Source organism: Paenibacillus sp. GL_099_B, from assembly GCF_057835695.1.
Window position 1 is genome coordinate 2,675,094 of record NZ_CM174430.1, and the last position, 20,903, is coordinate 2,695,996.

The following is a 20,903-nucleotide window of genomic DNA, read 5'->3' on the forward strand; positions in this document are numbered from 1 at the left end:
GTGTTTAGAAGCCAGACAGAAAAGGTAAAAGAAGGGTAAATGAAAAACTGAGGAGGAATCACGAATGAAAGAGCGCACACCGGATCAAAATAACAAGGATACACATAAGGATCGTTCCCATAATAATCCCGAACAGTATCCAACAGAGCAGGAAAGTTTGCTTGACCGGTATGAAGAAGAGCAGACGGTGGACCCCATTCCGATGGAAGATCTGAATATGGAGAAGCAGGAAGAGAAGAATAAGGATCAAACCAAGAGCAATTCGTCATCGGAAGAGAAATATCGAGCAGATTATCGCGAGTCGAAGTGATCAGATTCATGTAATAGCTGTTTGAAATAAATATAATGTACATTTAGTGAAAATAAAATAGTTTGTTGACTAATGTATGTTACTATATTATAGTTACTGTGTTGGAACTTAGGAAATACCATTTTGGGAGGCGAATATTTATGTCTACATCTTTCTTTGAAGCGTTGAAAAACAGAAGATCTTATTATGGAATCAGCAAGGAATCCACAATCTCGGATGCTAAAATCCAGGAAATCGTGGAAGAAGCGGTAAAATACACTCCGACTTCATTCAACTCACAAACATCTCGTGCCGTAGTATTGCTCGGTGAACAACACGACAAACTGTGGAATCACACCGAAGAAATTTTGCGTGAAGTGGTTGGCAATGAAGAAGCTTTCAAATCTACAGCTGAGAAAATGGCCGGATTCCGTAGCGGATATGGTACAGTGCTTTTCTTCGAAGATAATAATGTGATCGCACAGCTTCAACAAAATTTTGCATCTTATGCGGATAATTTCCCGATCTGGGCAAACCAATCCAACGGTATGTTGCAACTGGTGATCTGGACTGCCTTGGAACAAGAAGGTCTTGGCGCTTCCCTGCAGCACTATAACCCGTTGATTGACGAGAAGGTCAAACAGGAATGGAACATTCCCGAGAACTGGAGACTGATCGCTCAAATGCCATTCGGCAAACCAACAGCAACACCAGGCGAGAAAGAATTCCAACCGATTGAACAACGTGTAAAAGTACACAATTAAGACTTTTGCCTGAACCCGATTGTGACCTCGATTCATAAAAAATTGAGGTGACATCGCTCAGCGAATTTCCCAATATTTAAGCACATACGGCCTCGCTTCAATTTGATACGATGATGTAGATCGTACTCCATTGAAGCGAGGCTTTTTGATGTGAATAATAGAATATACAAACGTACCCGGCGAAAGCTATGGAATGCTGTTTTGTGCGGCGTACTGACCATAGGATCAATCTCCATCGGTGCATCCACAGCTCAGGCAGCAGCGGCTCAGCAGGTGTTCCATGATACAACCTCTAGTTATGCTAAGGATGCCATTGCACACCTGGTCAAGGCGGGAATTGCTGCCGGAACCTCCGAGAATACGTTTGAGCCCAAAAAGGCAGTCACTCGTGCTGAATTTGCAACATTTGCTGTGAGACTGCTAGGTTTGAAGCCCGTTAAAAACAATATTAATCCATATAACGATGTCAGCATAAACGCTTGGTATTACGGCAACGTTGCAGCCATGACCAATCTTTCCATTCTTGAGGGCAAGAGTCAGGGAGTGTTCCAGCCAAACGCCTCCATTACTCGGGAAGAAGCGGCTGCACTGCTGGTGAGGATGCTGAAACAATCTTCCAAATCAACGAACCTCCTTTCATCCACATATAACGATGCAGCTGAGATATCCGACTGGGCGCGTCCTTATGTGCAGACCGTATATCAGCTTGGCTTGATGCGCGGCAGTGATGGCAAGTTTCGCCCGCATGACCAAGTGACCAGAGAAGAGGCAGCAGTTATGCTGGATGCCATTTTGCAAAAGAAAACCTGGTCAGATCAGCTGAAAAGCGAGGATCAGCTCGGTATTCAGCTAGGATGGCAATATAACGCTTCTACAGCTGAGTTCAAGAAACAGATTGAACAGTCGGAAGCCAACACACTGGTTCCCCGTTGGTTCTTCCTAAATAGCAGCATGAAAGTCACGGATCTCACGGACACGTCTCTATTATCCTGGGCATCTGCTACAGACAGACAGGTATGGCCGTTGCTTGGCAATCGTTCGAACCCGGACCTTACCCACCAGATGTTATCGAGTTCAGCCAACCGGGCAGCCGTGATCTCACAGGTCACATCTTTTGTGAAAACATATAAACTGGATGGCATTAACGTGGATTTCGAGAACGTACTGCCAGCTGATCGTGAAGGAATGACCGCATTTATTACTTCACTGACAACGGCTCTGCATGCACTGGGCGCTGTTGTGTCCGTAGATGTATCACCAGATCTGGGGACAGACTGGACCGATGCATTTGATTATGCGCAATTGGGTGCCGTATCGGATTACATGGTACTAATGGGATATGAGGAACATTGGAACGGCGACCCGCAAGCAGGGTCTGTGGCATCTCTTCCTTGGGTTGAAAAGGCTCTGGATACCATGCTCTCTGAGGTAGTTCGCGCCAAAACAATTCTGGCCCTGCCTTTATATACACGGGATTGGTCTTCCGTTAATCCGGGAGCCAGTTCATGGGACATCACTTTGGCAGAACAGGGAACACGTGCACGAGCTTCAGGTTCTGTGAGACGATGGGATGCAGATCTGGTCCAATATGTCATCGGCTACAACAGTAATGGGACGCCGAGATATATATGGGCAGAGGACAGCCGTTCATTATCCGCGAAAGTAATGATGAGCGAAGAGCGTAATATTGCCGGATTGGCCTACTGGTATATGGGCGGAGAGACGGCAGATGTATGGAATGCCATTTCGAACGCTTCACGATTTGAATCATACATTTTCTAAATTCGGAATTATAATCCTTTCTTAAACCGACCCAAACGCACCGTTATTCAGACGGATGGTTTGGGTTATTTTATTTTGGTAAAAGCTAAGTTGTAACGGATTACGTTTGATTCTGGTTGAACGGTGTAAATGGATAGAAGGATAGTGAACTGTCCAATAACATATAAGAGATAGAAGCATAGGAGGGAGATGGAGCATGCGAGAGTATGATTGCATTATAGTAGGTGGAGGACTCGCAGGACTTCAGGCAGCCATTCAGATGGGGCGTTACTCTTCCCATCGGGTGTTGGTGGTGGACGCAGGAGAAGGCAGATCAACGTTATGCCGAACCTATCATAATATTCTTGGTTTTCCCAATGGAGTCTCCGGTGAAGAGTTGCGGTCCAAAGGAAGAATGCAGGCAGAGCGAACTGGAGTGTCTTTTGAGAAAGACCGTATCATTAAGGCAGGACGCCGGGGGGAACAGATTCAATTGTTCGGCTCTTCCGGCTCTGAATATATGGCAAAAACAGTCTTACTGGCAACTGGACTAACGGACAGGATACCGGCCATTCCGGGATTAACGCCTACCTTAGGACGAACAGTATATGTGTGCCCGGATTGCGATGGATATGAGATTCAGGATCAGCGCACGATATTGCTGGGTGCAGGCGAAGCCGGTGCAAACATGGCTATGGTTTTGATTCAACGTACCAATGAGTTGTTGTACATCAACCATGAGCAGTCGCCAATCTCCGCTGAGCTTCATCGAAGCATGAAAGAGGCAGGAGTTCGTTACCTTGAGGCGGCCGTCCAAGAAGTGCAACAGATGGAAGATGGCCATATTACGGGTGTGCTGACGGAAGATGGACAGATTTTTGAGTCAGAGCGTGGATTTATCGCGTTTGGAGGCAATCGTGTACATTATGAACTGGCAGAGCAGCTTGGAGCCGTCATCTCGGATAATAAACACGTGGAAGCCAACGCACGAAGCATGCAGGCAGCGCCTAATGTATGGATTGCCGGGGATCTGGGTCTGCACGCGGAACAAGCTACGGTTGCTATGGGCGAAGGTTCGATTGCCGCGATCTGGATTCACAAGGCATTGCAGCAGATGAAAAAGGAAAACAAAGTGAAGCAGCTCTAAACGTAAATTAAAATGCTGATGGTGAACATCCCATTTGTAAAAAAAAGAAATTAAAAAGTCCCCCGACCGTTATGATTAAGGTTGGAGGACTTTTTGCATTGTACGCAAACTGCTTGCAAAAGGATGGTCAGAATTTATTTGCTGTTTGTATTGCGGATCTCGGTCGTTTTGGCTTTGTGAGGATGAGTGATGTTGTCTACGATTTCTCCTACGGCTTCTTCAATCATGTCGGTTGGGCCGGGATTGTTCGGATCGGGTTCAATAATTGCATTCACACCAGGCTCAAGATCCTTGTTTTTTCGCTCTTTTTTATATTCATTCATGGAAAATCCCTCCTTATTCAGGTATGTTTAAGGTGTTCCTTAACATATCCAATCCTTGTAATCTATATGTAAACGATTAACCAATCAAATCAAATTGAAACGCTATGTGTTAGGGGAGGAGGAGTTCATCTGTTCAAAAAAACGAGCATGCTCCTGTTACTTCTGATTTTATGTGTGTGGACATATTGGAGAACAGATAGCGATGATCAGAATCCATATCTGATTACCGACTACAGCCGCCTTCATCCGGTTAAGGTTGAACGTGTGGTGGAAGGACATGAAGAGCAGCAACTCGTTGAACTGCTTCAGGATGCCCGAGAGCGGAATCTGACAATTTCCATTGCCGGACAGCGGCATAGTCAGGGAGGACACACCTATTATAAAGATGGCATTGTCATAGACATGACCTCGTATAACAAAGTGCTGGAAGTCAATACCGATGCCAAAAAGGTGCGTGTACAGGCAGGGGCGACCTGGGCTGACGTACAGCGAGCCATTAATCCTTATGGATTGGCGGTCAAAAATATGCAGTCCCAAAATATTTTCACCGTAGGCGGATCTATCAGTGTAAATGCACATGGTCGAGAGCTTCATCAAGGTTCCTTGATTGAAAGTGTCGATTCCTTTCATCTCTTGACGGCAGATGGTCAGATTCGGCAAGTGAGTCGCACCGAGAATGCCGAGCTTTTCCCGCTTGTACTCGGGGGTTACGGACTGTTTGGCGTGATTCTGGACGTTACGTTGACGTTAACGGATGATGAAGTCTATCGTCTCACAACTGAGCAGGTGCAGGTTGGGGACTACCCGTCTTATTTTCAAAAGAATGTCCTGGGAGACCCGATGATGCGTATGCATCTGGCCCGAATTTCAGTTCAGCCCGGTGAAGGCTACTTTCGCGAGATGTACGCATTGAATTATGCTCTTGATCCAACGGCTTCACTGGATGATTATAATCATCTGGATGAACGTGAAAGGGGCGTGCTCCCCAGCAAACTCCTGTTCAACCTGAACCGTGAGTTAGAATGGGGGCGGGCCTGGTTTTGGCCGCTGCAACAGCGGTACTTCGAGTCCCAGGATGGCAAGAGGCTCAGCCGCAACAATGCGATGGCTTCTGCGTCTGCCTTCATGGAGTATCATCAGCCGGGTGAAAATGATCTGCTGCAGGAATATTTTATTCCGGTTGATGCCTTCCCCGCATTTGTTCAGGAGATGGGAGAGATTGTATCTCAGGAGCAATTGGATCTGCTTAACATTACAGTCAGGCATGTGAAACATGATGAAGAAGCTGTGCTTTCATATGCGACGCAGGATATGTTCGGACTCGTCTGTTTATTTCACGCTTCGTTGTCCGAGGCAGAACAAGAGAAGTTTAAGGGCAGTATGCAGCAACTGTTAGATGCCGTCCTTCGATATAACGGAACATATTATCTTCCCTATGCAGGTTATGCAACTTTAGAGCAATTCGAACAGGCCTATCCACGAAAGAATGAGTTTTTTGCAGACAAAGAAAAGGTTGATCCCAATCATCTTTTTATGAACTATTTTATGGAGCAGTATGGAGGGAATCATCCATGAATATCAAGTGGCTTGTTCGATCTCAAAGTATTGTTACGCTCGCTTCGGGCATGATTTATCCGTATTATCTTTTGTTTCTCAAAAATCTGGGTAACAGCTTCTCCAAATATGGGCTCGCCTTTGCCGTATTTACAATCAGTTCGGCTGCTGCTTCGCAATGGCTCGCTCCCCGAATGGATCGACACGCCAAGCAGTGGCTCATTGTAAGTTCGGTGGGGATGGCCGCAGCCATGATTGCATTTCCGTGGGTCATTTCCTATATCTGGGTGCTGCTGCTGCAAATTATGATGGGGACATGCAATGCGATGCAGCGAATGAGTGAACGGGTGCTACTCGCCAATTATACGGTGGCTGGGCAACGTGGCACGGCTATAGGTAACTATCATTTCTGGACATCCGCCGCGTCTGGATTTGCGGTTATTGTTGGCGGTGTGCTGATTGATTGGCTGACGATCGATGTATTATTTTATCTGAGTGCCATGCTGTATATGTGGGGAGGTCTGGCAGTATGGCGATTAGGAAGCATTTCTGAGGAAGCAGTTGATGGCTAAAGGATAGAAATGGTCTGATTAATCTCCAGCGAGAAGTTTATATTATAGATAACCTGGTATGATTAAGCATTTTGCTTACATTCCACAAAGCGAGTATTCTCAAGGAGGTTTTTCAGATGAATGAACAAAATCATGTTATCCATAAAGATGGCCAAGTTTCAACCGACAAGGTAGACAATGCGATTGATAAGATTGCGCCGGAGGAACGGGAACAGATTTTACAGAACTTTGATGCCTTTAAAGGATATCTGGGCAAACGAATTGCAATGGGAGAATCGATTGGACTGGGTGAGGAACAGATAGCCAAAATCGCCGAGAAAGTAGCCGACTATTTGGCAGCCCGTGAAGAGCCGCGTAACCGTGAAGAGAAGTTGCTCCAAGAACTGTGGAATGTTGGGAAAGAGGAAGAACGCCATATGCTGGCACATATGCTTGTGCGTCTGGCACAAGGTTCAACCCCGGATCATTAAGATCGAGCTGAAACTAAAAGCTAAGCCAATAGAGACTCTGGATGCCATGGCATTCAGGGTTTCTTTTTTATGACACCTATTGTAACTATTTTTCATCTGGCTGATACTTTTGCAGTGTGTACACCCAGTATGATAGGGAGAGTAAAAGAAAGATTAAATATTCATATGAGCGTTTGAAGAGAAAGCCTTCCGGTTAAGGAATAGTAACGTTCATAATAAGGAGAGATGCTGCCTATGAAGAACGCGGCGAAACAATGGAAATTACGAATGCTGGGTGCGGCTGTTGCATTGCTTGGCATGATTGTGCTTGCTACATATTTGCTTACACCAGCGAACGCTGAGGAGAGCACGGACTCTGTACAGGCTTCTGCCAAAGCGCAAGCTGCAAACTCCGAGATGTTTACAGCGTATGTGGAAGACATACAGCATGAGAATGGTAAATTGTACTTGATTGTAGACAAGATTGGCTGGTACCAAGGTGCAGAGGCTGATAAAGTTTTTGAACAACGTAATCCGGGCTCTGGTATAGATGGTGCTCCTGATGGTTATTATATTGTCAATGACAGCAAAGAGCAGGAAAAGGTAGAAGTAAGTGCTAATGTTGAAGTGTTGATGCAGTTGTATGATCGTGATGGTACAGTGTCGGGCACCACCATTCAATGGAATGAGTCAGTGGCGCTCAGCAAATTCGAATCCTTGTATGACAATACCAATATTCTTGATCTGTCCGTATTCCCGTATCACCTCACTGTGCAGGACGGAAAAGTGATCAAAATTGTACAGCAGTACATTCCTTAAAAGTAAATCAAAATTAAACGGTTAAGCATTCCTCCGGTTCCATTGAACCGGTTGGGATGCTTTTTGGTTATGACAAATTCATGAAGGAGATTGTAATTCATGGTATGTACATGTATCATTATAGGAATGGTGTTTTTACATAGTTCAGGAGGCTTCTCATGCATAAAGACATGATTGCATTAACGAAACCCGGACTTTTGCGGCTAAATGTGTTTGCGGTAGCGGTAGGGTTCTGGGTCGCTTCAAAATGGGATATCTCGTGGATATCTCTGCTCATGGTGTTGATTGGATCAACCTTGGTCATCGCTTCGGCTTGTGTAATTAACAACTACTGGGATCGTGAATTGGATCAGAAGATGGAGCGCACCAAAAAGCGGATTGATTACATCAACCATCTCAGTCCAAAGTTTGTACTCGGGTATGGAATTGTTCTTGGTGTGGTTGGTTTTGCGCTACTGTACTTCCTGGTCAATCCGTTATCCGGTTGGATGGCACTGCTCGGATGGTTTGCTTATATCGTGATCTACACGATGTGGCTCAAACGCAGCTCGACCTGGAGTACGTCATTAGGTGGAATTGCGGGGGCGATGCCGCCTGTAATCGGTTATTGCGCGGTAACCAATCAGATTGATGTAGGTGCCTGGTTGCTGTTTGCGCTGTTATTTCTGTGGCAGCCACCTCACTTCTGGTCACTCGGGATTCGCAGAGTGGAAGAATATCGTGCAGCCGGTTTCCCACTGTTGCCGGTAGTCAAAGGTGTGAAGCGTACAAAGGTGCAGATGATTCCTTATGTGTTTCTGTTGCTTCCTGCTGTATTTCTGTTGTATTACTACAACTATGTTGGGCTTGTGTTTCTGCTTGTATCCGTCATTGGTGGTCTGATCTGGTTTGTCCATACACTAAGCGGATTGAAAACTCAGGATAATGAGAAATGGGCTAAGGTTAACTTTCTGATCTCCGTCAATTATCTCATGGTTGTATTCATTGTAATGGTGGCAAACACAACCTGGTCCTGAGCGATTCATCACTTTTGTAAAATATTCGAATATGAAGATGCCAAGTTAGCTGGCACCTTACGAAAAAGCACGCTGTAGAATAGGCTTGGACAACCTCTGGTTGTTCCGGCATACTTCTCGGGGTGTTTTTTTGCTATAATTATACTTTGGAAAATGATTTTGGAAGAATGGGAAGTGGAGTAGATGAATGATTTACAGCAGGCTATCCTCTTGAGGACGGAGGGGAAAATGCAGGAGGCGATAGAGCTGCTGCAGGAGCTGGCATTACAGGAACCGGACAATGCGCAGGTCTGGTACCAGCTGGCTTGGGCTCATGATTCACTTGGACTGGAGCGTGCAGCGGTACCGCATTATGAGAAGGCTCTAAGTCTAGGGCTTCCGGTTGAGGACAGGACAGGTGCCATACTCGGACTTGGCAGCACATATCGGACTCTGGGGCAGTATGAGCAGGCGAAGGCCTGGTTTGAAAAGGGGTTAAGTGAATTCCCGGAGAACCGGGAATTTGAAGTTTTTCTTGCCATGGTGCTCTACAATCTGGGCGAGCATGCGGAGGCAATGAAGCGGCTGCTGGTACAACTGGCCGATACATCAAGGGATAAGGGAATAACCGACTACAGCAGAGCAATCCGTTTCTATGCAGATCAGTTGGATCGGGTATGGGAGTAAACCTAATGTATTCGAGCGATAACACCTAATCTAAAGGAGATGATTGGATGAATTCGAATCACGAACAAGAACAGGTGCACGAAAGACTTGACCGGCTTGAGCAGAAGCTGGATTACCTGGCAGAAGCTCAACAGGCGAACAGACGCTCACCCGGTGTACGCTTTCTAATTGGTTTTGCAATTGTGATTGCCATCGTATTTGTTCTCATGCTGGTCATTGGTATCATACAATTTGTAAGTAACGTCGGTTAGAACGATGGAGCTAGCCATTCCTGTACCGCTTCAATGAAACGACGCGAAGCAGGGGACAGGTTAGTGAGAGACGGGCAAGCGATGCCAATTGTACGATAAGGATCTCCAGTGAGTGAAACGAGAGAGAGCTCGTTCGTATGGTGTTGAAGAACCATTTCAGGCAAAAGACTGATGCCAAGACCGTTTCGAACCATCGCCATGATGGCCTGATCTTCGGCGACTTCATAGACCACATTCAGCTTGGCCGCATGCTGCCGGATCAACCGTTCGATCTCGTTATCACCACCCCATTTAGGTAAAATAAAGGGCTGTTCCAGCAATACATCAAATGAGACAGACTTCTCCGTAGCGAGTGGATGTTCCCGAGGCAGGATGCACATCATCCTGTCTTTTTGTAATGGAATCGTCTCAAAAGGCGAAGAATCGCCAAGGGACAGAAAGCCAAGATCGATAGCACCTCCTGCCAGCCAGCCTTCAATTTCTGCGTAGTCCCCTTCCCACAGCTTAATTTCAATTCCGGGATGACCGAGGCGAAATTGCTTCAGGATGCCAGGCAGCCACTGTGTGGATACACTGGCGAATGTGCCGATGCGCACGGTTCCAATCTCGGCGCCGCGAATCAACGAAATCTCCTGGTTCATCAGTTCCGTCCAGCGCAGAATTTCACGAGTATAGCCCAGAATCCGTTCCCCTTCGGCAGTTAGTCGTACACCGGAGCGGCCGCGATTCAGCAGTGAAAAACCACACTCGGTCTCCAGACTAGCGATCGCATGACTGACCGCTGATTGGGTAATATTCAATGCTTCTGCTGCTTTGGTAAGGCTGCCGTATTCCACTACGGCATTCAAAATTTCGTATTTGACCAATGACATGAAAGATTTCGTTCCTCTCTTCGTTTAATGCATGAGTTTATTTCATATTAACTATTATAAATATTCATTTTTATAATGCAAAGAGATCGTTTATACTTGCCAAGGCGAGTTAGTTCGACAGAGCCTCGGATAGATTACAATACATAGAATGAAGGTAGAAGCAAGATGAACGGAGTACGTGCACCACAAGGTCAGGCATCTAGAAGAGCGGATTTGCAGATGCTGCTCGCAACGGTAATATGGGGATCATCCTATCTGTTTATGAAATCAGGACTGGAGTCCATGCAGGAATTGAATCTGGTCGCTTTCCGGTTTGGAATTGCCTTTATTGCGGCAGCTGTCCTTTTCCATCAGCGACTGTTCAGAATGGATCGAAGAACGCTTGCAGCAGGGGCTATTATGGGAACAGCGTTATTCGCGGCCTTTGTATTTATCACTTATGGAGTACAGCGCACAACGGCTTCCCAGGCAGGATTTTTGATCAGTTTGGCAGTGATCTTTGTGCCCATCCTGACGACAATTCTGCATCGCAGAATGCCAGACTTGCGGTTAACGATAAGTATTCTCGTGGCGGTAACCGGGCTCGCATTGTTGACACTTCAACATGAGCTTAGCCTGCATATGGGGGATATCCTCTGCATTCTCGCAGCATTAATGTACGCGATCTACATTATGATTGCTGGCAAGTATACGCCGAAGCATGATCCACTAACCCTGGGTACGGTTCAACTGGGCGTTGCAGCCCTGTGGGGGCTGGCTGCTACATTTATGCTGGAGACACCACGTCTGCCTGACACACCACAATCTTGGGCAGCCATTCTGGGTCTGGGGGTACTATGCAGCGGCATTGGTTACATTTTGCAGATACTCGCGCAGCGGCATGCATCACCAACGAGAACGAGTCTGATCTTTTCGCTCGAACCGTTGTTTGCGGCAGCATTTGCGTTTACCTTTCAAGGGGAGTCCCTTACGCTGCAAGGGTATGCGGGTGCAGTACTGATGCTCATTGGTGTTCTGATTACGGAGATCAGAGTTCCTTATCCGTTATTCTGGCGCAGAAAGCGGACGGCATTACAGACCGAACTGAGAGATCAGGGAGCACCGGGCGTATAATTCTGAAAAAATCAAGAGTTCTTCTATCATCTTCAGGTTGTGAAGGTGGTGGAAGAACTTTTTTTGTTATTTATCCGAGAGAGTTTCAGAATTCCTAGCAAATCATCAACCTAACAAAATGAATTTTTGCATAACTTGTTTTGTTGAATCCCTTTTTTTATGCTACACTAAATGAAAAAATAAAGGAAAAACGGGTGAGAAGGATGGCCAAAAGAGTAACCATGCAGCAAATTGCTGATGCTGCGGGGGTATCCAAATTCGCAGTCTCTCGTGCGTTGACCGGCAAACCTGGCGTCAGTGAACATACCCGGGAGATGATTGTTAGGACGGCAGGACAGCTCGGATATTTCAAAGCTGAACCGAAACGTTATCTGGTGGAATCCTCTGCTGAACAGGAGATGAAGATGGATAGACAGGGAACTATTCTGATCTTGTTTCCTAACATTCGTTCGCAGAATCGTTCCTCCCTGTACTGGGGACCCATCTTTGACGGAATATCTGCACGCCTGAATGAGAAGGGCATGGATATTCTGACATTGACGGAACCTTCCTCGGATCGCATGTTTTCGGTCCTTAATCCAGAAGCTATCAGCGGAATTATTACTGTCGGTTCCATTTCCACATCCGTATTGCTCGAGATTTATCGACTGCACATTCCACTTGTGATGGTTGATCATGAAGACCCGGCAATTCATGGAGATACGGTGTTTACAGATAACATGAAATGCATGAAGGAACTCGTGTTGATGCTCGTTGGAAAGGGCTATAGACGGCTACAGTTTGCTGGCGAATTGCCTGATGCAGCCAGTTTTAGAGAGCGATGGCTCGGCTATCGTTCGGTACTGGAAGAGATACAGCTGCAGGTTTCGCAGCAAGCAGATTTGCTGGGACCTGATCTGGATCACATTCGGGAATCCATTGTGGGCATGAAGATGGAGGATATCCCCGAAGTGATGGTCTGTGCCAACGACCACATGGCCGCTGTTGTGATTGGTGCACTCCAAAGCAGGGGCATCGAGGTGCCGGAGCGTTGTGCAGTAACCGGATTCGATAATACCCGTACAGAAGAGCCTATTCTTGCTACGGTGCATATCGATAAGGAGAATCTGGGCAGACGTGCGGTGGACCAGTTATTGTGGCGCATGGAGCATCCGGACGGGCCTTTTGAAAGAAAGCTGATCTATTCGGAATTAATCATTCGTAATGAGTACAATGCTATTTTAACGTGAAGCTAACGAACGAGAATTTAGAAATGTTAAAAATAACACACACAAGTACGCTATAAACTTGGGGTGAAAAGACATGGAGAGATTGAGCTTCATGTCTTTTTTTGTTTGTCGGATAAGTTTTTTAGAAATAATTCACAAAACAGATTGACTGAATTGAGCATATCATGTTAATTTTGTTTTGTAAGTTATCCATTTTTTTAATAACAAAACATAACAAAGTGTTTTCTTTAAACTACTTCAATGATAACGGAGGCTGTCATGAGCAAAATACAATCGCAGACTTTTCAAAATTGGATGTTCAAGGCTTGTGAGGATCAGGAATGGATGCCGGCTCACGTACCCGGCTGTGTGCATACGGATTTGCTGAAACTGGGTAAAATACCGGATCCTTTCTATGGAACTAACGAAAAAGAAATTCAATGGGTCGATAAGAAAGACTGGGAATATCGCACTGAATTTGATGTGAATGAAGCACTTCTATCGCAGCAGCATCTGGAACTGGTCTTTGATGGTCTGGATACGTATGCAGATGTGTATGTGAATGAACAACATGTGTTGTCGGCAGACAATATGTTCCGGGTGTGGACAGTCGATGTGAAATCGGTTGTAAAGGCAAGTGGCAACGTAATCCGAATACGTTTTCGTTCTCCGATCAATGAAGATCTGCCGAAGCTGGAGAAGCTCGGATATGCCCTGCCTGCATCGAATGATCAATCTGACGTAGGGGGACTAGGCGACAAAAGAGTGAGTATTTTTGCACGGAAAGCCCCGTATCACTATGGTTGGGACTGGGGTCCACGTTTTGTAACCAGCGGAATCTGGCGTGAAGTACGCCTTGAAGGCTGGAAGGACGTACGAGTTAATGATGTATTCATTCAGCAAAATGAAGTAACCGCTGCTTCCGCTTCGCTCACTGCGATCGTGGAAGTAGAGACTTCGCAATCCATAGAAGCGATTATTCGAGTAGGAACGGATGAACAGAGCTGGGAGCAGGCTGTAACCCTGAAACCGGGCGTCCAGACTGTGGAAGTTCCAATCTCGATTGTTGAGCCGAAGCTGTGGTGGAGTCGCGGATTGGGTGACCCGCATATGTATTCTTTCCATACGGAAGTGATCCAGGGTGAACAGGCTGTGGCTGAGTCCACAGTCAAAACGGGTATTCGGTCCATTCGTCTGGTTCGTGACAAAGATGAAGCGGGAGCATCCTTTTATTTTGAGTTAAATGGAGTTGCTGTCTTTGCTAAAGGGGCAAATCACATTCCCAATGACAGCTTCATAACAGAAGTGACACGTGAGCGTTATCTGCATGAGATTGTGTCTGCTGCCGAGTCGAACATGAATATGCTCCGTGTATGGGGTGGTGGTTTCTATGAAGAAGACGTGTTCTACGAGTTGTGTGACGAATATGGTTTGCTCGTATGGCAGGACTTTATGTTTGCTTGCAGCATGTATCCTGGAGACGAGGCTTTCCTGAACAGTGTGAAGCATGAGGCGATTGATAATGTGAAACGTCTGCGTAATCATCCAAGCATCGTGCTGTGGTGTGGTAATAACGAGATTGATTCAGCGTGGGCGCATTACATTGAGGATGGCGGCTGGGGCTGGAAAAAAGATTACAACGCAGAGCAAAGAGAACGCATTTGGGCGGATTACGAAGCTATTTTCCATGATCTTTTGCCGCAAGTGGTGGAAACCTATGCTCCTGGTGTGGATTATTGGCCTTCTTCACCACTGGTATCACTGTCGGGAGACGAGAAACAGCATGCTCACCCCTCCACGTCAGAAGGGGATATCCACTATTGGGGTGTGTGGCATAATGTAGAGCCATTTGAGAACTACAACGTTCATGTTGGACGCTTCATGAGTGAGTATGGCTTCCAGTCCTTCCCTGAGTATGATTCGGTTCGCAAGTATGCGGAGGAAGAGGAGCTGGCACTGGAGTCCGAAGTCATGCTGGCGCATCAGAAGAACGGGGCAGGTAATCGTCTGATCAAGCAATACATGGACATGTACATGCATGAACCGAAGGATTTCCCATCCTTCCTCTATATGAGCCAAGTGCTTCAGGCTGAAGCGATGAAAACAGCGATTGAGGCGCACCGTCGCCGCAAACCGTTCTGTATGGGAACGCTCTACTGGCAGATGAACGATTGCTGGCCGGTGGCTTCATGGGCGGGGATGGATTACTTTGGACGCTGGAAAGCATTGCAATATTACGCGAAACGCAGCTTCAGCGATATCTTGGTATCGGTAGATGGTACGAAGGATGACGTGACGGATATTTATTTAATCTCGGATCAGCTTGAACCTGTGAAGGGCAAACTCCAGGTACGCCTGATTGGCTTTGATGGCACGGTATATCGTGAGGAAGAGCATGAAGTCGCTCTAGCATCCAACTCTGGTCAACAGGTGCTGACATTGAGCCAGGCGGAATGGCTGGAAGGTCGCGATGTTGCAACAACATTGCTGCGTATTGATTTGAAGCAGGATGGGGCAGCCGACATCACACAGGAGCATTATTTTGCACCATCAAAGGACATTGCACTGCAACCAGCGCAAATTAAAGTAACCGAAGTTACCGAGAACGATGGCGTGCATCTGGTCTTGGAAAGTGATGTGCTTGCAAAACAAGTATGGATTTCTACTGAGGCAGAAGGGGTGTTCTCGGACAATTTCTTCGACCTCATTCCTGGCATTCCGTTGAAGGTCAAGTATACATCCAGAGAGGAATTGCAAGGATCTGATGGTGCTGTCTCCAAGGCGGGGGCCATCCAGGTTCGTTCCATGGCTGACTTTATCAAATTGTAATTATAGACGAAGCAGCAAAATCGTTGAGATCTCCCATAGGGGGATTTCGGCGATTTTTTATTTTCCAGTGCCAAAAGGGAAATGGACTTCAAAGTTATGAACAAGATTGTTATAATTGATAATCATTATCAATTATAGGTGAGTTCTTTGTCACAATGGTTGGGCATGGGCGTGTTATATCGCTTAGGAAAGGAAGTCTATATGGGGATTCAGGATGATATCAAGCTGTGGGATCAGGTTCAGGTACGGGTGCTTGATGTCCGTCTTATATCATTAACCACAAACAAAAGTTATCGAAATTATGTATTACCAACCAGTGCGTTTGTGTATGTACATGGCAAGGGTCAAATTTGGTTGGATGAAGAGGTGTGGTCTACAGGCAGATTTCTATTGGTGCATGGAGGCAAAGGAAGGCGTCTGACTCTTGAAGCAACCGGAGTTATAGAGGTATATCTGATTTTCTACAAATCAACGCTGCCCTCCAACGTTCTTCTGGACTACCGGATGATGCTGTTACAGAGCAATCCCTTTGAACGTTCCTGGGGACTAGAGCCGGACACTGCGCTTCAGTTGCATGAACTTGTTCGGAGTATACATCATTGCTGGACCGGACAGGACCAACTGGGTCAAATCCAGGTGAAAGGGTACTTCTTTCAACTGATACAACTTGTGTTGAACCAGCAGATTCGAGTGGAAAATGAAGGTCAGCAACTCTCATTAACGGATCAGGTTTTGCGTTATATCACAACTCATTTTCGTGAATCAATCTCGCTTGATTCGCTCGCTCAGTCGTTGAACTATAGCCCGCAATATTTGTCACGAAAATTCAAAGAACAGACCGGCGTTACACCGACCGAATATTTGATTCGGTTGAGGATTGGAGAGGCCAGGTCACTGCTCTCTGCAACGGAAGCTTCACTACAAGAGATTGCAATGTATGTGGGTTATACGGACCCTTTTTATTTCAATCGCATGTTCAAGAAAGAGATGGGCATCACCCCAGGGCAGTATCGATTAAAGCAGCGGGAAAACACGAATGGAGTTTCAAATAGTACAGTAAATGCAACAAATGAATCCATTGTAACAGGAGGAACAGAACGTTATCCTTTTGTTGATGATGATTATCATTATCAATACAATGGAGATGAGGAAATCAACATGTTTAACCAGTTAAGATCAGCCATCATGTCACTTGTGCTTGTGTTTACATTAAGTGCTTGTGGGACAACCGGGCAAGAGGCAGGAACACCAGAGACTGCGGCTGAACCCGAACAACCGGCAACGGTGGAAACAAAAACCGTAAATACAACCTTTGGAGAGGTAGAGGTTCCTGTACATCCAGAGCGAGTCGCTGCCATTGACTATTTGGGAACGGTTCTTGCTCTTGGTGTCAAACCCATTGCTGGAGGACAATTTCTCATGAATAGCCCTTATCTGGAAGGGCATTTGGATGGACTAGAAACGATCGGTGACTCCATTGAACAGCTGATGGAGCTGGAACCAGATCTTATTATTACCTTGAATCCAGACAAAGCGGCTTTTGAAAAATACAGCAAGATTGCACCAACTGTCTCTATTGCATCCATTACTTTCCCAACACTGAAGGAAGAGGTCACTTATTTTGGCGATGTACTTGGCAAAGAGGCTGAGGCGAAGCAATGGCTTGCGGAATTCGATCAAGAGATTGCTAATATAAAGCAGGAAGTGCAGGCCGTCGTTCCAGCTGATACTACTTTCTCCGTGATGCAGGAATACGATCGCCAAGTATTTGTTTTTGGTAATCAATCGGGCCGTGGCGGGCGTAACATCTACGAGTTGCTTGGTTTGCAAGCACCCGCAGCTGTACCTGCCGAATTAATGCAAGGCGCCTATCATGAATTTTCAATTGAGCTGCTCTCCAAATACGCGGGCGATTACATCATTCTGACCAGTGAATCAAAGCTTGAAGATTTACAGGCAGACCCTGTATGGGGGTCATTGCCTGCTGTCAAAAATGGAAGAGTGTACATATGGACGGAGGAGCAGTCCTGGTTCCGTGACCCAATTGCTCTCCTGAAACAGACACAGGATTTGGCTGAATGGATTATTAAAATGAATAAAGAAACACAATGAGGACAGGCTGTTTCTGCCAATTCTTTAAGGCCCGGATGCACTTGATGTGCATACCCGGGCCTTTTCATGGTTCATTTTATTTTAAGCTGCAGAGATGTTACATATTATTGAATCTCCAAGATTTCGATATCATACGGCCCCAGTTCCAATCGAGGTCCTTTCAAAGTTCCATCCAATGCACTGGTGTAGGATGCTTGCAATGGAATGGAGACAGTTTCAGGACTTAAATTCAGGATGAAACGAAACGTTCCATTCGGTCCTGAGCGGGTTGTCACCTGGACACCGTCTGGCAGGGATTGAATCTCGGACAGGCCACATTGTTCAGCGATAGTTCGCAATAACTGGCTCAAATAAGTTTCTTCCGGCTGGGTCGCTACATAATAGACTTCACCCTTACCCCAGTTGTTTCGAGTGACAGCTGCACTTTCGGCATAAAATTGATCCGCATAAACTGCAATCGGCTGTGCCGTGTCCAGTTCCAACACATCAGCCCATTGTGAGGCAGCATATGTGTTGCTCCTCTCATCCCGAATCTGAATTTGGTCACTACCGATGGGATCATATTCGGTAACACGCACGCCCGAGCAAGCAGATAACATACCTGGAAGTGGCGCCATGACACAGACGTTGTTATCGTTTTTGACACCGGTGCGATTCGTTAAGACCAATATGCCACCATCCGCTGCAAAAGCTTGCAGACGTTCGGCGGTGTTCTCGTCCAGCAAATATAAGTGCGGGGCGATGATGATTTTGTAGCCATCCAGCGCTTCCGAGGAATGGATAACATCTGTACTGATTCCCCCTTTGGTCAAGGCACGATGCCATACTTTAATATTTTCGTAGTACTCCAGTCCTTCCGCCTGTGGCTGAATTCGTAGAGCGTTTAACTGATCATGCGAATGCAGAATGGCGACTTCGTTCTGTAAGGTGGAGCTCTGAAGGCGTTCACCCAGACTGTTCACTTCGGTACATAGTTGCTGAAACTCCTTGAACCGTCGCCCTGGAACATTGCTGTGATCAATCAGTCCATGCCAGAACTGTTCTGCTCCTATAGTGGCACTGCGCCAGCGGAAATGCACGACCGCATCCGCTCCTCGGGCAATAGTCTGCCATGAGTAAGCACGCATGAAGCCGGGCTGGGGTGTACGCCACATCGGAAACCAGCATCCCGGAGGTCCGCTAAGCTGCTCCATAATCCAGAAATTGCGGCGTTTGATACCACGTGTCAGATCTAGCGACAATGCGCCACTGTAAGGTGCGGTGTCCGTTTTGTTCGGTGAAGGGTTGGGATAGTAATCAAAAGAAGCGAAATCCAGGTCCTGACCGATTTTATATTGATCTGCCTTTTGCGGATAGCTGTGAAAATTATGAGTGACAAAATGATCGGGACAGTTATGCCGAATGATCTCGATTTGGATGCTTTGAAAAGCCACAATGGAATCCGACTGAAAACGGGAGTAGTCCAGCAGGAACGAAGGATTCTGAAACGGAGAGCCGCCATATGGTGGCGTCACCTGTTCCCAATCGCTGTATTCTCCACTCCAGACAACAGTACCCCAAGTCTGGTTGAGCTGCCCTAGTGTAATGTAACGGGCACGAACCCACTCGCGAAAAGCCTCTGAACAAGCAGTACACTGACAATCCGTGAAACTGAACTCATTATCAGTCTGCCAGCCAATCACAGCCGGATGTCCTGCATATCGTTCGCTCAGCTTCTGGACAATTCGTGCACTGTACGTCCGCATGCTCGGACTGTTATAACAGCGGTGGCCGCGGACTCCTTCATGGTACAACTGTCCACTTGCCAACACCGGCAGAATATCAGGACATTTTTCGGTGAGCCAGCGCGGTGGTGTCATCGTTGGTGTACCGATCACCACCTGAAGCCCATTGCGATGAAGGGTATCGAGCGCCTGATCAAGCCATGTCCAATCGAATTGTCCATCGGCAGGCTCCATTCGGCTCCAGGCGAATTCACCCACACGTACAATACGTACACCACTATCGGCCATTAATCGGGCATCCTGCTCCCACAGGTTAGGGTCCCAATGTTCAGGATAATAATCAACGCCCATTTGTATAGGTCGGTTTTGGTTCATGTATGTTACTCTCCTTCGGTCTGGAACATAATGATTTTCATGCACGGTCAAGCCCGTGCTTAATGAATCCACTATCATCATCTTGTGGAAGAGTGTCGAGTCTATTTCATTTTATAATGGATAATGAGAGGGGAATATAATAACATGTTGCGATAGGATATCATGATCTTGCTATTCTGAAAGGTTGAGCACATGCGAATACATTGGTTTATGCCGGAGCCCGGGCATGCAGGGTATACATGTTATCCGGTAGCCTACGGAAGATATCTCGATCCAGAGCACAGGGAACATCGTCCGGACGGAATACGGGAGTATAATCTGCATCTGGTTTTCAACGGACAGGGTGAAGTGAGAACCGAGCAGGGCAGCGTCCGATTAACGGCTGGACAAGGTTTTCTATATGCGCCTGGACAAGCACAGCAGTATTATGCCAATCCATCTGATCCCTGGGATATCAGATGGATTCATCTGCAAGCCCACGATCTGGAGCGGTTGCTGGGCTTGCGGAATCCGGATAAAGTGTGGCTCTTTTCTTTCTCTGGAGAGGACCGTTTCGAGGAGTTGCATGAACAATTATGCCAGCTCGGTGCAGGTTATGAGAGTGTGCATGAACCGAAATTGTCGGCGGTACTGTATGAGTTGCTAGTTGAATTGGCACGGAATTCGGAGTCAATCGAAGGTGCGTCTTTACTGAACAATCAGGATACAATCCGCTCTACGGCCGATTATATTCGTCGTCACTGCACACAACCGCTAAGTCTTGCTGAAATGGCGGATACAGCGGGATACAGCGTGTATTATTTTAATCGCATGTTCAAGAGCATCATGGGTGTTCCGCCCGGCAGGTATCTGCTGGACTGCCGCATTCTGGCCGCGAAGAGAATGCTCGCAGACTCGGAACTATCCGTGAAACAAATTGCTTCTCAGTGGGGATTTACACACAGCAGTTATTTTATTCGCATGTTTCGGAACTATATCGGGATGACCCCGCAGCAGTTCAGGCTTCTCTATAGCTCAGGCAGTGAGAAATAGGAAGATTTCACACGGTTACTGATGCTT

General features: G+C 46.6%; 19 protein-coding genes. 16 read left to right on the top strand and 3 right to left on the bottom strand.

Annotation, left to right across the window (positions count from 1 at the left end):
- Window positions 1–64: 64 nt before the first annotated feature.
- The 4 genes from AC3ITG_RS12600 (at window position 65) to AC3ITG_RS12615 (ending at window position 3,961) form a co-directional block, all read left to right on the top strand.
- A complete protein-coding gene (locus tag AC3ITG_RS12600) occupies window positions 65–310 on the top strand; it encodes a hypothetical protein (protein WP_163760440.1) in 246 nt (81 codons plus the stop codon).
- A 140-nt stretch (window positions 311–450) separates the two neighbouring features.
- Complete coding sequence (locus AC3ITG_RS12605) at window positions 451–1,053, top strand: nitroreductase family protein (RefSeq protein ID WP_489253895.1); 603 nt, start codon at window positions 451–453, stop codon at window positions 1,051–1,053.
- A gap of 150 nt (window positions 1,054–1,203) precedes the next feature.
- Window positions 1,204–2,835: an S-layer homology domain-containing protein gene (locus AC3ITG_RS12610; protein WP_489253896.1), complete on the top strand. Its 1,632-nt coding sequence runs from the start codon at window positions 1,204–1,206 to the stop codon at window positions 2,833–2,835.
- Window positions 2,836–3,031: 196 nt separating this feature from the next.
- Window positions 3,032–3,961, top strand: coding sequence for an NAD(P)/FAD-dependent oxidoreductase (locus tag AC3ITG_RS12615; RefSeq protein WP_489253897.1), 930 nt, complete (start codon window positions 3,032–3,034; stop codon window positions 3,959–3,961).
- A 134-nt stretch (window positions 3,962–4,095) separates the two neighbouring features.
- Here the strand turns inward: AC3ITG_RS12615 and AC3ITG_RS12620 are convergent, their stop codons facing one another.
- Entirely contained in the window at window positions 4,096–4,284 is a 189-nt protein-coding gene (locus AC3ITG_RS12620) for a hypothetical protein (RefSeq protein WP_413377777.1), read from the bottom strand.
- Window positions 4,285–4,458: 174 nt separating this feature from the next.
- Here AC3ITG_RS12620 and AC3ITG_RS12625 point away from each other — a divergent pair, with 174 nt between their 5' ends.
- The 7 genes from AC3ITG_RS12625 to AC3ITG_RS12655 all read left to right on the top strand — a co-directional run bounded on the left by AC3ITG_RS12625 (window position 4,459) and on the right by AC3ITG_RS12655 (window position 9,611).
- The gene (locus AC3ITG_RS12625; protein ID WP_489253898.1) at window positions 4,459–5,859 is read left to right on the top strand and encodes an FAD-binding oxidoreductase; all 1,401 of its coding nucleotides are present in this window, start codon (window positions 4,459–4,461) and stop codon (window positions 5,857–5,859) included.
- Window positions 5,856–6,410, top strand: a complete 555-nt coding sequence (locus AC3ITG_RS12630; protein WP_489253899.1) for an MFS transporter — start codon at window positions 5,856–5,858, stop codon at window positions 6,408–6,410. Before AC3ITG_RS12625 ends, AC3ITG_RS12630 begins: the two co-directional genes overlap by 4 nt.
- A gap of 116 nt (window positions 6,411–6,526) precedes the next feature.
- Window positions 6,527–6,880 carry a DUF3243 domain-containing protein gene (locus AC3ITG_RS12635; RefSeq protein WP_489253900.1) on the top strand — a complete coding sequence of 118 codons (354 nt, stop codon included), beginning with the start codon at window positions 6,527–6,529 and terminating at the stop codon, window positions 6,878–6,880.
- Window positions 6,881–7,114: 234 nt separating this feature from the next.
- Window positions 7,115–7,678, top strand: a complete 564-nt coding sequence (locus AC3ITG_RS12640; RefSeq protein ID WP_489253901.1) for a hypothetical protein — start codon at window positions 7,115–7,117, stop codon at window positions 7,676–7,678.
- Window positions 7,679–7,836: 158 nt separating this feature from the next.
- Window positions 7,837–8,694: a heme o synthase gene (gene cyoE / locus AC3ITG_RS12645; RefSeq protein ID WP_489253902.1), complete on the top strand. Its 858-nt coding sequence runs from the start codon at window positions 7,837–7,839 to the stop codon at window positions 8,692–8,694.
- A 183-nt stretch (window positions 8,695–8,877) separates the two neighbouring features.
- Entirely contained in the window at window positions 8,878–9,360 is a 483-nt protein-coding gene (locus tag AC3ITG_RS12650; RefSeq protein ID WP_489253903.1) for a tetratricopeptide repeat protein, read from the top strand.
- Window positions 9,361–9,407: 47 nt separating this feature from the next.
- Entirely contained in the window at window positions 9,408–9,611 is a 204-nt protein-coding gene (locus tag AC3ITG_RS12655) for a hypothetical protein (protein ID WP_489253904.1), read from the top strand.
- On the opposite strand, the gene AC3ITG_RS12660 is transcribed toward AC3ITG_RS12655, so the two are convergent.
- Window positions 9,608–10,483 (bottom strand): LysR family transcriptional regulator, encoded by an 876-nt coding sequence (locus AC3ITG_RS12660; protein WP_489253905.1) that lies wholly within the window; start codon window positions 10,481–10,483, stop codon window positions 9,608–9,610. The two genes, AC3ITG_RS12655 and AC3ITG_RS12660, sit on opposite strands and share 4 nt — an antisense overlap.
- Window positions 10,484–10,648: 165 nt before the next feature.
- On the opposite strand from AC3ITG_RS12660, the gene AC3ITG_RS12665 reads away from it, so the two are divergent.
- The 4 genes from AC3ITG_RS12665 (at window position 10,649) to AC3ITG_RS12680 (ending at window position 17,745) form a co-directional block, all read left to right on the top strand.
- Window positions 10,649–11,596 carry a DMT family transporter gene (locus AC3ITG_RS12665; RefSeq protein WP_489253906.1) on the top strand — a complete coding sequence of 316 codons (948 nt, stop codon included), beginning with the start codon at window positions 10,649–10,651 and terminating at the stop codon, window positions 11,594–11,596.
- A gap of 203 nt (window positions 11,597–11,799) precedes the next feature.
- The gene (locus AC3ITG_RS12670; RefSeq protein WP_489253907.1) at window positions 11,800–12,825 is read left to right on the top strand and encodes a LacI family DNA-binding transcriptional regulator; all 1,026 of its coding nucleotides are present in this window, start codon (window positions 11,800–11,802) and stop codon (window positions 12,823–12,825) included.
- Between the two features lie 258 nt (window positions 12,826–13,083).
- On the top strand, window positions 13,084–15,633 hold the full coding sequence (locus AC3ITG_RS12675) for a beta-mannosidase (RefSeq protein WP_489253908.1): 2,550 nt from the start codon (window positions 13,084–13,086) through the stop codon (window positions 15,631–15,633).
- 147 nt (window positions 15,634–15,780) lie between these two features.
- Entirely contained in the window at window positions 15,781–17,745 is a 1,965-nt protein-coding gene (locus AC3ITG_RS12680; protein WP_489253909.1) for an AraC family transcriptional regulator, read from the top strand.
- Between the two features lie 104 nt (window positions 17,746–17,849).
- On the opposite strand, the gene AC3ITG_RS12685 is transcribed toward AC3ITG_RS12680, so the two are convergent.
- On the bottom strand, window positions 17,850–19,844 hold the full coding sequence (locus AC3ITG_RS12685; protein ID WP_489253910.1) for a beta-galactosidase: 1,995 nt from the start codon (window positions 19,842–19,844) through the stop codon (window positions 17,850–17,852).
- 192 nt (window positions 19,845–20,036) lie between these two features.
- Between AC3ITG_RS12685 and AC3ITG_RS12690 the strand changes: the two genes are divergently transcribed.
- Window positions 20,037–20,876 (top strand): helix-turn-helix transcriptional regulator, encoded by an 840-nt coding sequence (locus AC3ITG_RS12690; protein ID WP_489253911.1) that lies wholly within the window; start codon window positions 20,037–20,039, stop codon window positions 20,874–20,876.
- Window positions 20,877–20,903 lie beyond the last annotated feature (27 nt).